This window comes from Tolypothrix tenuis PCC 7101 (genome assembly GCF_963874875.1).
GTDB classification, from domain to species: Bacteria; Cyanobacteriota; Cyanobacteriia; order Cyanobacteriales; family Nostocaceae; genus Aulosira; species Aulosira tenue.
Window position 1 is genome coordinate 2,557,018 of the sequence record NZ_CAWNJS010000001.1, and the last position, 15,337, is coordinate 2,572,354.

Genomic DNA, 15,337 nt, shown 5'->3' on the forward strand with positions numbered 1-15,337 from the left:
CTAGGATAGTTCTATGATTAAAAGCTGAAATTCATTGATTACTATGTAATTAGGAAGTGCTAAAAAATCAATTCTTGAGAATATTAGTCAGCAATTGCATATCAACTAATTACCATAAGTAGCTAAGTTATCTAGGTTACTAACTCAGTTAAAAAATCGGATATTTTTATTGATTGGAAGTCTCTGAGGTTGGCTACCCTAAAATCAAAAATATCAGCCATATTTGGTTTTCGGAAGGTGAAAACCTCAGGCGATCGCACTTCTTTGACCTATAGGAGTAGAAGCAGGAATACTATGTTGCTAAACTCCCAAGAATCACCATTTTTAGGTGTTATAGTCAAAAAAACAGGTAATTGCAGCACAGTGTTATCATTAAATCAATACCCTAAAAGAAAGAGAGTTTATCTAACTAGCTGTGATGCCATCTCCTGATTTTAGTGTGCGAACACAATATATTTAGTAGTAGATTAAACTTAAGCAAAGGCAATCACCAAAATGTGCCAGGGTGATCTTTATGTTTGTTATGTATCTCGCTGAAAAGACAATCTATCCCAACAATCAACTATGACGGTGGAGCTAAAGGTGACTAGTATTGATAATCACATCTTCTCTTTTTCAGGAGAAGTATCGATTCCACAAGCTCCTCCTGAATTTAAATCGGGATTCATCGGCATTATCGGTCGCCCTAATGTCGGTAAATCTACTTTGATGAATCAGTTAGTAGGGCAAAAAGTTGCCATTACATCTCCAGTAGCACAAACCACAAGAAATCGGTTAAGAGGTATTTTAACCACCCCAGAAGCACAGCTAATTTTTGTAGACACACCAGGGATTCATAAACCCCATCATCAATTGGGGGAAGTGCTGGTGAAAAATGCCAAAATAGCAATTGAGTCTGTGGATGTAGTGCTATTTGTAGTAGATGCATCTGTGGCTTGTGGCGCAGGCGATCGCTTTATTGCGGAGTTATTGAGTCGCAGTCAAACCCCAGTAATTTTAGGTTTGAATAAAATCGACCAACAAGCCACAGATTCCCAGTTGATAGATGATAGTTATACACACTTGGCTGAGTCGTATAAATGGCAAACAGTGAAATTTTCTGCCAAGACTAGCGAGGGATTGCCACAACTGCAAAACTTATTAATCGAACACTTAGAGACAGGGCCATATTACTATCCCCCTGACTTGGTAACTGACCAACCAGAACGCTTTATTATGGGCGAATTAATCCGCGAGCAAATTTTATTATTAACTCGTGAGGAAGTTCCCCATTCAGTAGCGATCGCTATTGACCTGGTAGAAGAAACTCCCAGCATTACCCGTGTACTCGCCACCATCAATGTTGAAAGGGATTCTCAAAAAGGGATTCTGATTGGCAAAGGAGGATCGATGCTCAAATCTATTGGTAGTGCAGCTCGCGAACAAATTCAAAAATTAATTGCTGGGAAAGTTTACCTAGAACTGTTCGTCAAAGTGCAACCCAAATGGCGGCAGTCTCGCGTTAGTTTAGCAGAGTTAGGATATCGCGTGGAAGAGTAATAGACTTGCTTTTCGGCAGGGAGCAGGGAGCAGGGAGCAGGGGAGAAGAAACAAATACTCATTCCCCATTACCCCTTATCCCCATTCTCCCTTTCCCCTCTTTTAATCGATAAGTGGTAAAACAAATTTGAAAAATGATTGTGAACGATGGGTTCACACAAAAAAATCTGAAATTTAAAATCTAAAATCCAAAATCCAAAATCCAAAATCCAAAATGGTATGAGCGATCGCAATGTCTCCTGATAATGGCTATTTCTTAAATCTACCAACCGATGCTCCACCATTGCGGGTGTTGATTGTGGAAGATGATCCGATGATGCAACTGGGATTAGAACAATCATTGATGGTTCATCCCCAATTGGAGATAGTTGGACAAGCGGAAGATGGCTATTTAGGTGTACAAACAGCACTTAAACTCAAACCAGATTTGGTAGTCATGGATATTGGGTTACCGCGATTAGATGGGATTGCGGCGACACAGCAAATCAAAGCAGCATTACCGGATATTCATGTAGTCATGCTGACATCCCATCAAACAGAGACAGAAATTATTGCAGCGCTGTCTAGTGGTGCCGATGCTTATTGTATCAAAGGTGCCAGTGTAGAAAGATTATTGAGTGCGATCGCAGCTGCTGTTGATGGCGCAACCTATCTCGATCCCCAAATTGCGCGGCGAGTCATTGAACATCTTCGTCCCCCCACAGTTAAGGGAAACGCCGCTAACTTATCTGGAAGAGAGTTAGAAGTATTAAAACTGATGGTAGAAGGATTGAGTAACCCAGAAATTGCCGAAAAACTCTATCTTAGTCCCAATACCGTCAAAACTCACGTCCGGGGGATTATGAATAAATTAGCAGTAGACGATCGCGTACAAGCTGCAGTTGTCGCGCTGCGTTCCGGCTTAGTTTAGGGGGATATAACTTCTAGCCAATGAGGGTAAGCGTAAGAATTAGCGATGGCTAAGGGAAAATTGCGATCGGTATGAAATACCCATTTAGCTGTAGCTTGCAGATTTTCCCTAATACAGCTATCTTCGCCAAAAGCTTCAAAAGCAATACTCCACCAAGCATTTTCTGCAACTACCAAATTAGTAATTTCTACACTACAACCATTATTCAGACGTTCTTTAGCGGTAACAGGTTGGATAGCATAATCAGCAAAGACTTGAAAAAGTTGGGAATAACGCACTTTCTTGACACTCACCCATACCGGGTTACCTAACACCATTGCTGGTTGAAAACTTTCCGCATTCGTGTCTTCACACAGCCATTTACCCCATTTTTCAGCCTTACCTGTAATTAAATCGCCAAAAGACATCACGCCAAGTTCTGCTTGTCGCCATTTCACCTCCAGCCTTCCCTGACGCAACTTAATTCCCAAATAATCACATCCCGGTGAATAGAGATAGACATCTTCCCTTGCTTCTGGTGGCTGTGATGGATTCACCAAACAATGCTGTTGAAACCACATCTGCATATTTTCTGGAAGTTTACCAGGATAAAACCAGCGCAATTCATTACTGATCAACATAGATTATTTAATCTCAGAATGAATAAAGTATAAAAGCAGACGTTAGAAGCAACTTCACTAGATTGTGTATTGCCCTAAGAGTCCCTGTTGATGGGACAATGAGAAATTGTGCTTGGCTTATTTTGCTGCCAGACCAAAGGAATTTATAAAAAATGTGGAAACGAATTGCATTCATTTTGCTATTGGTATTATCCTTCAGCCTGAGTAGTCCTGATGTAGCTGCGGCTGCGGGAGTCAAAAGCTTTGTAAATACTTCTAATGGCTATGAGTTCTCATATCCTAACGGCTGGGTGCAAGTTAAAGTAGCCAACGGCCCTGATGTGGTATTTCATGATTTGATTGAATTCAGTGAAAATGTCTCAGTAGTAATAAGTCCTGTTCCTGACGGCAAATCTTTAGTAGAACTAGGAACACCCACAGAAGTAGGATATAAATTGGGTAAAGCTGTTCTTGCACCTCCTGACTCTGGCCGTACTGCGGAATTAGTCAATGCTTTCCAAAAAGAATCTGATGGCAAGACATATTACATTTTAGAATATGAGGTGAAATTGCCCAATCAACAAAAACGGCATAACATTGCGAGTGTCGCCGTCAGCCGTGGTAAGGTTTTCACTTTTAACGCCTCGATTCCTGAACAACGCTGGCCAAAACTCAAATCAGCTATCGAAAATGTGGTCAATTCTTTCTTAGTTTATTAAGCTGTTACGCATTTATATATTTCGCCATAAGTTGAGAGTCCAGAGTTAAATACCTTGGACTTTGGACTCTTGATTTTGGAAAACTCTAATATTCATAATTCATTAAGTCTCTATGACAATTCCGCAATTTGTTCTGGCTTCTGCTTCACCAGCGCGACGGCGTTTGCTGCAAACTGTTGGGATTGAACCCATAGTTTACCCTAGCGACTTTGATGAATCGCAAATCCAGTTAAACGATCCCAATCAATTGGTACAAACTCTGTCTCTGCGGAAGGCGGAAACCGTAGTTCCGCAGTTTGAATCAGCTTTGATTATGGGTTGTGATTCAGTATTGGCTTTGCATGGAGAGATTCATGGTAAACCAGCCAATATTGACGAAGCGATCGCACGCTGGAAAATTATGCAAGGTAGCTTTGGCGATTTATATACTGGCCATACCTTAATTGATTTAACTCAAAACCGCACCGTCGTTAAATGCCAAGTAACTAGAGTTTACTTTGGTAAAATGAGCGATCGCGATATTCAAGCTTATGTGGCTACAGAGGAACCGCTCAAATGTGCTGGTGCTTTTGCAATAGAAGGTTTTGGTAGCTTCTTTGTAGAAAAAATTGAAGGTTGTCACAGCAACGTTATCGGCCTGAGTTTACCTTTACTGCGCCATATGCTAGCCGAACTGGGATACAACGTTGTTGATTTTTGGTCAGCGTGAAAAAACCCTTATCTGCCACAATGCAGCAAGGGGATTAAAGAGTAATTGAAGTGGTGAACGCTAATCTTTAGGTAAAGCCAATGATAACGGTACCATTGGCTTTTTTTAAATAACCGAAACATTAGAGGGTAGAAGCGCTGACAACTGTTGTTAGGGTAGCATTAAAAAATACTCTCTGCTCAGGGTAATAACACTGATTTCGGATTTCATACAATCATCAAATATTAAAACCAGAATCTATCTCGCTCCCTATTTCTCAGTCAACAAGTCCATAGTTAATTGTTAATAGCTAATATTCCCTGGTCAGCATCTAAAGTTACCAAGGCACCTACTGGCAAAGCTGCATTACAAATATCGTGACCAAAGGGTAAGTCAGCCACAATTGGAATCCCCAAATCACCTAAGCGATCGCGCAGTACTTCCTCAACGCTAAAACTCGGTACATTTGCTGGCGGTTCACAACCTGTAAAATTACCTAAGGCAATTCCCTTAACTTTTGATAAAGCACCGCTTAACCGCCACTGCGTCAACATCCGGTCAATACGATAAGGTGCTTCCGAAACATCCTCAAATCCCAAAATCACACCATCGAAATCTGGCTTGAAAGGAGTAGCAAAAAGATGAGTTGCCACCGTAAGATTACCAGGTAGTAAAATCCCCGTAGCTATACCACCACCCCAACCATTACCCTTGAGCGCTTCCAGAGGACGACCTTCCACCAAATTGAAAAACCGCTCAATTGACCAATCTGGCTCTTTAGCGAGAGTTGTTAATACAGGGCCGTGAACGCTAGAAACCCCTTCGTTGTAAAGACTCCATAACAGCGCGGTAATATCGGAAAAGCCAATTAACCACTTAGGATTTTGCACAGGCGACAATTTAGCTTGCCAATGCCAATCTTCTAAAACTCGGGTGCTACCGAAACCGCCTCTAGCGCAGAGAATACCCCGACAATGGGGATCTTCCCATGCATCTGCCAGTTGAGTGCGACGCTGATCGTCTTTTCCTGCTAAATAACCCCATTTATCGCCGATTGTTGCGGGTACTTCCACTTTATAGCCACGCGATCGCCAAATTTCGATACTCTGGTTGAACGCCTCAAATTCTCGCAAAGCACCACTAGGAGCAATAACACGCAGTAAATCACCTGGTTTGAGAGGCGGGGGTAAAATTTTTGCTTGCATAAATAACTTATTTACTAGTAATAAAAATTACTAACTTTGTAGAGATAACAATGTAATCTAAAGATGAGACTTTTATTTGTTTTCGCCAGAAATAATTTTATGCTCAAAGGAATGAAAGTGAGTATGCTGCTCTTAGCAGTAGTGGGAAATTTAGCTTGGTCTTTCAGCGCCAGAGCCAATTTCAATGGCAATTTAACAGTAGAAATTGATGGCTTAAAAAATAAACAAGGGCAAGTTTGTGCCAGTATTTTTGCCAATAGTCAAGGATTTCCCAATAAAGGCGATCGCGTTATCCAAAAGCAGTGTACCAATATTACTGACATTCCTGTAAAGCTCACTTTTGAGAACCTCAAAGCAGGTAGTTACGCCGTTGCTGTCATGCACGATCAAAATAAAGACTTAGTTCTCAATCGCAACAGCTTGGGAATGCCAACCGAAGGCTTTGGATTTTCCAAAAATCCAGAAATCCGCACCAGTGCGCCTAAATTTGGCGATGCAGCAATTGTTTTAGCAGGCCCCAACACCGAAATCAAAATAAATTTGAAATATTTCTAGGTGGGGTAATGGGTAATGGGTAATTGGTAATTGGTAATTGGTAATTGGTAATTGGTAATTGGTGTTTGTTATTTTTCCCCCTGCTCCCTGCTCCCCTGCTTTTTCCCAGTCCCCAATCCCCAGTCCCCAGTCCCCAGTCCCCAATCCCTTAACCATCCTTCCCCCTCTGTTCTGGTAAACTCTCTTGCTCTGACAAAACACGGATACGATTCAGTTGGTTCAGTGCATACCTAGCTGTTGACTGGACTTCTGGATCGGCATCTTCTAGCGCATGGCGGAGGATGGGGGTAATTTGAGACATCATGTCATACACGCGAGTTAAGTCACGGATGGCATTTTGCCTGACTTGGGGATTTTGATTTTGCATTGAGATTGCTAAAGCACGGTTGATAGGTTTGAAGGTGCGAATAGCTATTTCCCCTAAAGCTGACAAAATTAAGCTGTGTTGTTGGGAATCTGCATCAATGATCAAATCTACTAATGGCTCAATTGCTCGTGAATCTCCCTGCTGACCTAAATCCCAAATCGCCTTGTGTCTTTTTGCGGGATCAGCGCTGTATAGGTCGTTCATCAATTCGTCAACTATACTAAATTTCGCTAAACGAGAAGTTGTTTCTGCTGGCAACAATTTAGGTGTGGATGTTGTTGCAGATGGCGAATTAGACGCAGATACGGGATTGTTGGTTGATTCTGGTAACTGTGGTATGTTGATGTTTCTGTCTGCTTCAGTTTTGATTTCGCTATTTGCAGCTTGAGATTGTTGCATTTTTTTGACTTGATGCAACCATTTCAGACAGTAAATCACTGCTACAAGATTTCCTAAAGTTCCCAGTCCTAATACTGACCACCAAATCAGATTTTTTTTACTAGGCGGAGGTTCAACACGGGGTTTGGAAGTAGGTACAGGAGCGGTAATTATTGGTTGTTTAGCAGCAATAGCTGCTTGCAGCTTTTTCCAAGTTGTACTGCCAACAATACCGTCTGCTAGCAAACCCTGTGCTGTTTGAAATTGAGATACAGCGATTTTTGTAGGTTCTGTGAACTGCCCATCAACCGCACCATTGTAATATCCCAATTCTTTCAATTGGGTTTGTAAAGTCTGCACATCCGGGCCTGTACTACCGGGTTTGAGCATTGGTGGGTCAAGTTTTGGGGTACTGGTTTGTGCCAGTATCAATATTTTTGGGTTTAACTCAGGTATCGCAGGCTTCGCGGGACTCTGGTACAAACCCAGGCATATACAAAAGGTAAATATAGAGATTGAGGGGTAGCATAGCCTCATATTACTAATTTTAGGCAATAGGTGCTTTTAATTTATTCGATACCACCATAACTTCAACTAGTCTAAAAGTTAACTCTTCCCGACAGAAATAATTACTTCCCCATCCTCAGCCTCACAGCAGACGACAGGAATCGCCCAGCGCCACAATTTAAAACTTGTAGTATTTATTCACAAATCTCTTTTAAATCAGTATCTATCCCAGTGACATCAGACATTTCTCGGCTGATACTTGGGTTATTAGATACCTGATTATAGGTTTCCAGGTTCGTCATCTGGGCAGCTATTTAGGGATGGGTGATTCGCAGCTAGCGTGTCATCTATCCCTTTTACTAATTTTGGATTTTGGATGATAGTGATACAGCTTCACGAACTTTTTGTTGAATGGGAATTTGAATTACGAACTCAGTTCCTTGACCAATGGTAGAAAAACACTGCAGCTTACCGCCGTGTTTTTCCGTGATGATTTGATAACTAATAGACATTCCCATACCTGTTCCTTTACCAACAGGTTTGGTTGTAAAGAATGGATCGAAGATACGTTGTTGAATATGTTCGGCAATACCAACACCATTGTCAGCGATCGCAATTTCTACCCATTGAGCATTGATGGTTGATGTACGAATCTTAATTTGGCTGGGTTGAGCTTGAATCTCTGCCGCTGTTCGCTTAACATTATTTTCTTCTAGTGCATCAATGGCATTAGACAGAATATTCATAAAAACCTGATTCAGTTGCCCAGCATAACACTCGACTGGGGGCAAGCTGCCATAATCCTTAATTATTTCTATTGCCGGATAATTTGATTGGGCTTTCAGGCGATGTTGCAAAATCAGCAGCGTACTGTCGATGCCTTCGTGAACATCCACCGTCTTAAAATCGGCTTCATCCATACGTGAGAAATTACGCAGCGATAACACAATTCGCCGAATGCGATCGGTTCCTAGCTGCATAGAATCAAGCAGCTTAATCAAATCTTTCTGCAAAAAGTCTAGGTCAATGTCTTCTGCTTCCGCTTGAATTTCTGGTGGAGCCTTGGGATAAAACTTCTGGTAAAGTCTGATGAAGGTGAGAAGATTGTGGGAATACTCATGCAAATGAGCGAGGTTACCGTGGATAAAATTAACTGGGTTATTAATTTCGTGAGCAACCCCAGCTACAAGTTCTCCCAAACTCGACATTTTTTCACTTTGTACTAATTGCAACTGAGCTTTCTGGAGATTATCTAGGGTCAGTTGTAACTCCTGGGTTTGCTGCTGTAAGAGAGTTTTGGCTTGCTGTAGTTCTGTAATAGACTTTTCTTTCTCTAGGGCATCTGATTTCATTTTTTGGGCTAGTTTATGCCCATATAATGTAATGCCACCAACTATGAAAAACATAGCAGCTGCGATCGCCACCTCATAATGTCGAAATACACTAGCGGCTATTTGTTGTTGTTGTAAAAGTTGTTGCTGAATCTGGCTCACATTCCCGCGAAATGTCGCCAGCGCCTTATTAACTTGGTGATATTTACGATCCATTGTTGCCATACGTTTACCAGCCATTTCCGGCTGATTCTGGCGAAAATAAGAAAAAATCAGTTTCGCCTCCGCAACCATTTCTGTTGTTGCTGTTTGCACTGCATCCAACTCTTGGAGCAAATGTGTAGACTGTGCTGGCTCTACCTGCGTTTGTAGCTCTTGTCTAACTAAGTTAAACTTTCTGTGAAAGATATCCTGGGCAGATTCCAACCTCCTTGACTCCAGATTGACATCCTGAGAATCGAAAACATCATTGCCAGGAGCATTAACCTCAGCTAAAAGTTGACCCAGTTCAGAATAGGTTTCCAGTCGCGCCGCCCATTCATGATTAACCTCAATGGACTGAGTGTAAATGTCCATAATCTTGTGGTTGAGGTACAGACTGCTGGAGATAGTGAGTAAATCAAAGGTTGCTAAAGCGTAGTAAACATACTGCCACTTGGCGATTGATAACCATTGAACAAAAGTCGGAAACCTTTTTTGCAGAAATATTGCGAATCTTTGCATGGAGATTGTCAGCGCACCTGGTTAGTGAAGAGTAGTCATGAGTGATTGCACAAAATTATTCACACATCAGTTTCTATCTGCATCAGAATTTCATGTCTGAATTTTGCGTAATAATTTGTAATAACTGGTCTTTGACTACTTATAGTTCAGTCTTCCCCAACGAAACCTGATATGAACACGAGTGCGATCGCAATTGTCATTTCATTATCTGTTCTTTGCAGTTAGTTAAAATTACTTCCCTGCTAATCTCTGCAACGCCAATAAACCAGCACCATAAGCAGGTTCATGCTTCGGAAAAATCACTTTTACCTTTGGAAACTGCTGCACAAGAGATGCTGTATACTTCTCATGCATCTTGGATTTACCTTGCCACACACTTCCGGTAGTCACTACTTCTAAAATTGGGCGATCGCAAAATGAATTATTGAATCATTTAAGTGTGTAATTTTTAGAGTAGTTCTAGTATTGTAGTAAAGCTTTATAACAATTTACTTTCCAATTGTAGAGAATAATTTCTTTAATAAAGCTTGCCCCGCACGCTCAAGGTTATCATCTAAGGAAAAAGTGAGACTGCGGACATTAATATTATGACTTTGAATATTTAGTGCGTGTTTCAAATCTACTGGATATACCAAGAAAGCCTGTTTAGAATTTGTTGTGTTAGCGTAGCTAATCATTTGATGAATATCGCTATTTGCAGCTTTTTCCGGAGATTTATATTTAGTATCTAAAACTGCTAATGCTTTGCCAGTAGAAGAATCACAAAGTAAGATATCTAAAATAAATTGCCGATTTTGTCCAACTTCTATTTGATGCTGCTGTTTAAAAATATAGCCTGGTGGTGCATTTTTTTTCAGCCATTCGGCAACGAAAAGTTCGTATAAACGTGCCATATAAACGAGGAAAGGCAAAGTTTGATGATTTCCCATTTCATGACTTGGACTACTGTTGTCTAAAAAGAATCGGCAGAGAATATGTAATATTTGATAGTCTTCATTAAGGCGATTGTACTGTCTAGCAATACAATCTTCTGCACGATAAGGTTTTGGTGTTACTAATCCTTGCAGAGCATGATAAGCTTTTCTTACTATTGGTGATACTCTATCTGAACAAAAACCACTGTGACCAATAATATAAAGTGTCCAAGCGAGAATTTGGTTTTCTGCAATATCAGCAGTATGTTCTTCATAGTGACATTTGAGTTTAACATCCCAAGGCTTGTGAATTAACTGTTGCATATTCAGCCGCCCTCTTACATAGGCAAGCTGCTCTGTTTTAGGCAAGTAAGTACGATATAATCCCTTACGACATCGTTCTATAATTTTCTGTGCTAGTAAATGAGCCAGATAATTATAAAATTCTTGCAGAGATTCACAATTCATCAGCCCATCAAGAAAACGAAAATTATTAAATTTATAGGCATATTCCAGCATCCCGAAGAGGTTTTTGATAGGAACTTTGGGATTAATTTTTAAACCAAACTCAGGATTGACAGGAATATAACCAACCCATCCTTTAGATTTTAGCCGCCACTGATTTCTTGTTTTGTAGCTAGGAAATTCTATCTCTATTTGCGTTTGATATTTATCATATAATTCTTGTCCTACTGACTCTGGTATGTCTTGATGCGTAAATAGCTTATCTTGATATTCGGTTATTTCAATGATTTTGTGTTTTACTGGGTTTATATCCATAAATTTTGCTTTATATTATCCCAGCGAAAATTTTCTACCTTCTCTGGTTGGTTAAAGAAGTATTCTTCTAAATAAGGTTCAATTTCCATACACCAGATGTCTTCAATATCTTCCCGTAGGTTATCTGTTAAAAAGAAGGAAATACCAATTTCGTAATTTTTATCGGCAATAGCTTGATTTAATTGCTGAAGAACCTTAATTAATCCCTCTACTACAAGACCATTTTTTTGGTGATAACGTTGCAATACATCATAATTGGGGTGCAGTTCAATGAATGCAAAACGACGACGCATTGCATGATCTATAAGGGCGATAGACCTATCTGCTGTATTCATTGTGCCAATAATGCGGACATTTTTTGGTATGCGTAAAGTGTTCCCACCAGCTAAGGGAATTTCTTGATCGCGATACTCTAGCAAATACATTAATTCTCCAAAAACTTGAGCTAAATTTGCACGGTTTATCTCGTCTATTATCAAAACGCAAGTGTCTTGACAAGACTCGGCTTGTTTACAGAATTCTAAAAAGCATCCACGGACAAGCGGATATGTTAGTTTTCCATTTTCACTTTGGGGACGGATACCTTGAATAAAGTCTTCATAAGTGTATGCTGGGTGAAATTGCACAAGTTCTAAAAAACCATCACCACCACCTATTAAATGTCTTGCAAGATGTTTAGCTATAAATGTTTTACCTGTTCCAGGTGAACCGTATAAAATTACTTGTCTTTTTCGATTTATTGCACGTAACCAGCGTTGTATCTCTGTTTCCTTGACACTTATTTTTTCAGAAAATTGTTTCAGATTATATCTCGGTTTTAAGTCATATACTGAAAAATATTTAACTAATTCCTGCGCTGCTTGTCTAATTTCATATAATTGCTCAAATTCGTCATCATTATTATTTTCATCGTCTAGACATTCTAGATTTAGAAATTCTTCGTATACATTTGTTTCTAAAATTACAGTTTTATATATGAGAATTTCATAATCTTTATTGTCACAATCATATATTTCAGCTAATTTGAGTATGTTTTCAGAAAATTTATATTCAATAATTTTTTCGGCTTCTATTTTTTGCCATTTATATTCATCTTCATATTTTTCAAGTTTTTGCTGTCTAATTTTAGGTGGAGATGTAAATAGTATTGTATCATCAATCCTTCCTGTTAATAACTCCATGACTTCTTCTAAAGCCATATTGATAAAATAAAAAAGTAAATTATCTGATTCAAGATCTAGATTTAGTGGTGTTAAGTTTTTATCTATATATTCAATTACGTATTCTTGATGGCTAGGATTTATTTTAATATTTTCCAACCAATCTATTAAATAAACTTCAACATAATCTTTCCAGCAATAACCATTAAATAATTCTAAAAAAAAACTGACAACAGCACAAAACCTTATAAATACTTGTAAAAATTCTGGTCTATTTGAATAGGTTGCAAGTCCAGCTTCGATTATTATTTCCCATGATTCCCAAATTAGTTCTAAAACTTCCCATTGTTGGTTTGACTTTCCAGTAGTAATTCGGACTGTATAAGCTACATCAGCCCAAGTAATAATATTTCGTTTAATCATATCGAAGATGATATAAAAAACTCAGTTTATATTTAAACAAGTTAAGACTTGCTCTTCATTTAAAGTTCCCTTTATCAGCGCAATAATTACCACTCTCACCTAGCTTAACTTCTGCAACGCTAATAAACCAGCACCATAAGCAGGTTCATGCTTGGGAAAAATCACTTTTACATCCGGAAACTGCTGCACAAGAGATGCTGTATACTTCTCATGCATCTTGGATTTACCTTGCCACACACTTCCGGTAGTCACTAATTCTAAAGTTGGGCGATCGCTAAAAATTTGCTCAATTACTGTGGAAGTAGCTTTGACAAAATATTGCACCGCATCATCAATAATTTGATTTGCTACTTTGTCGCCTAAAGCTGCTGCTAAATCTACAATTTCTGCTAAAGCCGCTATTTCTGTAACTCCCCATCCCCGACGATAAATTAATTCTACTAAAGCTTCTAAATTAGACAATTCTAAATACGCTTTAAAAATATCTACCAAACTCGTTGGCATTCCAGTACCATCATAAGCTTTTAACACTGCCTGGACACCTGCGATCGCAATTTTATAAGCGCTACCTTCATCGCCTAAAATATAGCCCCAGCCACCAACGCGCTTGGTAACTCCCTGATGATTACGTCCAAACACTATTGAACCTGTACCAGCGGCTGCAACAATTCCTACATGATTACCAATTCCTCCTACCATAGCAATTAAAGCATCATGACAAATCACAATATCAGATGCAGATAATGCCCATTTAATTGGCAGTAATTCACTATTTTGTAATTGTTGTACTAAACCTTTGACTACTTCAATATCTTCTGCACGTCCTATCCCAGCTAAACCTAAACAAATAGCCGTAATTTTAATTGGCTTAGTAATATTTACGGCTTGATCTGTCGCCGCCATAATTGCAAATTCAATTGATTGTCGCGCCGCGTCTACACCTATACTTTGATAATTAGATGCGCCAGCTTTTCCACGGCTGATAACTTGGCGCGTTTCGTCCATTAATACGCAAACAGTCTTACTACCACCGCCATCAATTCCTAAAACATAATTCATGGATAAATTCAAAACTCGCTATTTTATACATTAATATATGTAGGGATTGGCAAGTAATCAAATATCAAAATTGTCAAAATAATGGTGGGTGAAGAGTAATTCAAAAGCAGCACTACTTAGAATTTTGCTGCATCTAACCCACCAAAATAAGTAGAGAATTTATTTTTGACTAATTTCTAAATAGCAGGTGGCTTAACTGGTTCTTGCAACGGAATGAAAAAGATAGTCAACATCCCTGGAATAGTTAGCAAACAAACCAATACGAAAAATAAGGGATATCCTACCGCTTGTTGAATTGTACCGCTAATTGCTCCTGGCAACATCAAACCTAAAGCCATCAGTCCAGTAGATATGGCGTAATGAGAGGTTTTATATTCACCTTGGCAAATATACATCAAATACACGCTAAAAGCCGTAAAACCAAGCCCATAGCCAAATTGTTCTAAAGAAACTAGGGGATAAACTAATGTTAGAGATGGTTTAGCATAGGCAAGATAAACATAAAATATGTCCGGTAAATTCAAAGCTAAAGCCATAGGTAACAAGCATTTTTTCAAGCCATAGCGGGAAATTATCAATCCGCCTAAAATGCCACCAATAATTAAAGAAAGTACACCAAAAGTTCCGTAAATTAAGCCAAATTGTTCTGTTGAAACACCTAATCCGCCCTTGTCTAGTTTGTCTAAGAGAAATAATGAAGCTACCTTCAATAGCATGGCTTCACCTAATCGGTAAAGCAAAATAAATGCTAAAATTGCGCCTATTTTTTCTTGTCGGAAATAGCTTTGAATAATATCTACAAAAGGAATTTTTTCGCCTTGGGCTTGTGTTTGCCGAGGAGTATCTGATTCCGGTAACGGTAAAACGAAGCGATGAAAAATAAATAGAATCGCAAAAATAACGGCGGAAAATCCTAGCGATATAGTCCAGCTTAAAGGAATATTGTTAAGTGTGGTTTCTAATCGTCCAGCTAATACTACTAACAAGCCGCTACCAAATAATACAGCGATACGATAGAAAAGCGAACGAATACCAACAAAGAAAGCTTGTTGTTCGGGATTTAATGCCAACATATAAAAGCCATCGGTGGCGATATCATAAGTGGCAGAAATAAATGCTCCGACAGTTAATGCTGCTAGAGAGATAAAAAAGAAGTTTGGGAGTTGTAAAGATAAAGCTACTAAGCTCAAGCAACAGAACATAGCAAATTGAGTGACTAATATCCATGTTCTTTTTGTGGCGTAAATATCTACAACTGGCCCCCAAAACATTTTAATCACCCAGGGGAGGTAGAGAAAACTTGTCCAAGCGGTGATTTGGTCGTTGTCGATTCCAAGTTTTTTGTAGAAGATGACGGAAACGCTGCTGATGATGACGTTGGGGACACCCTCAGCGAAGTAGAGGGTGGGGATGTATGTCCAGGGGGAAGGAGAACGAGTTTTCATGGAATTAACGAACCGCAGAGACGCGGAGGACACAG

The 15,337-nt window shown here is 39.4% G+C and carries 13 protein-coding genes and 1 pseudogene; 5 read left to right on the forward strand and 9 right to left on the reverse strand.

Annotated features, from left to right (window positions below):
- Positions 1–564: 564 nt before the first annotated feature.
- Together era and AACU25_RS10545 are read left to right on the forward strand one after the other, a co-directional pair.
- Positions 565–1,539: a GTPase Era gene (gene era, locus AACU25_RS10540; protein ID WP_096575355.1), complete on the forward strand. Its 975-nt coding sequence runs from the start codon at positions 565–567 to the stop codon at positions 1,537–1,539.
- Between the two features lie 232 nt (positions 1,540–1,771).
- Positions 1,772–2,449: a response regulator gene (locus tag AACU25_RS10545; protein ID WP_096575357.1), complete on the forward strand. Its 678-nt coding sequence runs from the start codon at positions 1,772–1,774 to the stop codon at positions 2,447–2,449.
- Here AACU25_RS10545 and AACU25_RS10550 read toward each other — a convergent pair.
- Positions 2,446–3,069, reverse strand: a complete 624-nt coding sequence (locus AACU25_RS10550; RefSeq protein WP_096575359.1) for a hypothetical protein — start codon at positions 3,067–3,069, stop codon at positions 2,446–2,448. The genes AACU25_RS10545 and AACU25_RS10550 overlap by 4 nt on opposite strands.
- 152 nt (positions 3,070–3,221) lie before the next feature.
- Here AACU25_RS10550 and psbP point away from each other — a divergent pair, with 152 nt between their 5' ends.
- Both psbP and AACU25_RS10560 read left to right on the forward strand, forming a co-directional pair.
- Positions 3,222–3,767, forward strand: a complete 546-nt coding sequence (gene psbP, locus AACU25_RS10555; RefSeq protein WP_096575361.1) for a photosystem II reaction center PsbP — start codon at positions 3,222–3,224, stop codon at positions 3,765–3,767.
- 112 nt (positions 3,768–3,879) lie between these two features.
- Positions 3,880–4,476 (forward strand): Maf family protein, encoded by a 597-nt coding sequence (locus tag AACU25_RS10560; protein ID WP_096575363.1) that lies wholly within the window; start codon positions 3,880–3,882, stop codon positions 4,474–4,476.
- A gap of 275 nt (positions 4,477–4,751) precedes the next feature.
- Here AACU25_RS10560 and AACU25_RS10565 read toward each other — a convergent pair whose 3' ends face one another.
- The gene (locus AACU25_RS10565) at positions 4,752–5,660 is read right to left on the reverse strand and encodes a S66 peptidase family protein (RefSeq protein WP_096575365.1); all 909 of its coding nucleotides are present in this window, start codon (positions 5,658–5,660) and stop codon (positions 4,752–4,754) included.
- Between the two features lie 63 nt (positions 5,661–5,723).
- Between AACU25_RS10565 and AACU25_RS10570 the strand changes: the two genes are divergently transcribed.
- Entirely contained in the window at positions 5,724–6,215 is a 492-nt protein-coding gene (locus AACU25_RS10570; protein ID WP_479688184.1) for a DUF2141 domain-containing protein, read from the forward strand.
- A 148-nt stretch (positions 6,216–6,363) separates the two neighbouring features.
- Here the strand turns inward: AACU25_RS10570 and AACU25_RS10575 are convergent, their stop codons facing one another.
- The 7 genes and pseudogenes from AACU25_RS10575 to AACU25_RS10605 all read right to left on the reverse strand — a co-directional run bounded on the left by AACU25_RS10575 (position 6,364) and on the right by AACU25_RS10605 (position 15,302).
- Positions 6,364–7,392 carry a peptidoglycan-binding protein gene (locus AACU25_RS10575; RefSeq protein WP_321206738.1) on the reverse strand — a complete coding sequence of 343 codons (1,029 nt, stop codon included), beginning with the start codon at positions 7,390–7,392 and terminating at the stop codon, positions 6,364–6,366.
- A gap of 434 nt (positions 7,393–7,826) precedes the next feature.
- Complete coding sequence (locus AACU25_RS10580; RefSeq protein WP_096575373.1) at positions 7,827–9,521, reverse strand: sensor histidine kinase; 1,695 nt, start codon at positions 9,519–9,521, stop codon at positions 7,827–7,829.
- A 231-nt stretch (positions 9,522–9,752) separates the two neighbouring features.
- A pseudogene (locus tag AACU25_RS10585) lies at positions 9,753–9,923 on the reverse strand (ATPase); the annotation flags it as partial.
- 86 nt (positions 9,924–10,009) lie between these two features.
- Entirely contained in the window at positions 10,010–11,215 is a 1,206-nt protein-coding gene (locus AACU25_RS10590) for an McrC family protein (protein WP_096575375.1), read from the reverse strand.
- Positions 11,206–12,798 (reverse strand): McrB family protein, encoded by a 1,593-nt coding sequence (locus AACU25_RS10595; RefSeq protein WP_096575377.1) that lies wholly within the window; start codon positions 12,796–12,798, stop codon positions 11,206–11,208. Before AACU25_RS10595 ends, AACU25_RS10590 begins: the two co-directional genes overlap by 10 nt.
- 99 nt (positions 12,799–12,897) lie before the next feature.
- Positions 12,898–13,857: an N-acetylglucosamine kinase gene (locus tag AACU25_RS10600; RefSeq protein ID WP_096575379.1), complete on the reverse strand. Its 960-nt coding sequence runs from the start codon at positions 13,855–13,857 to the stop codon at positions 12,898–12,900.
- A gap of 176 nt (positions 13,858–14,033) precedes the next feature.
- Positions 14,034–15,302 (reverse strand): MFS transporter, encoded by a 1,269-nt coding sequence (locus AACU25_RS10605; protein WP_096575381.1) that lies wholly within the window; start codon positions 15,300–15,302, stop codon positions 14,034–14,036.
- Between the last annotated feature and the right edge of the window lie 35 nt (positions 15,303–15,337).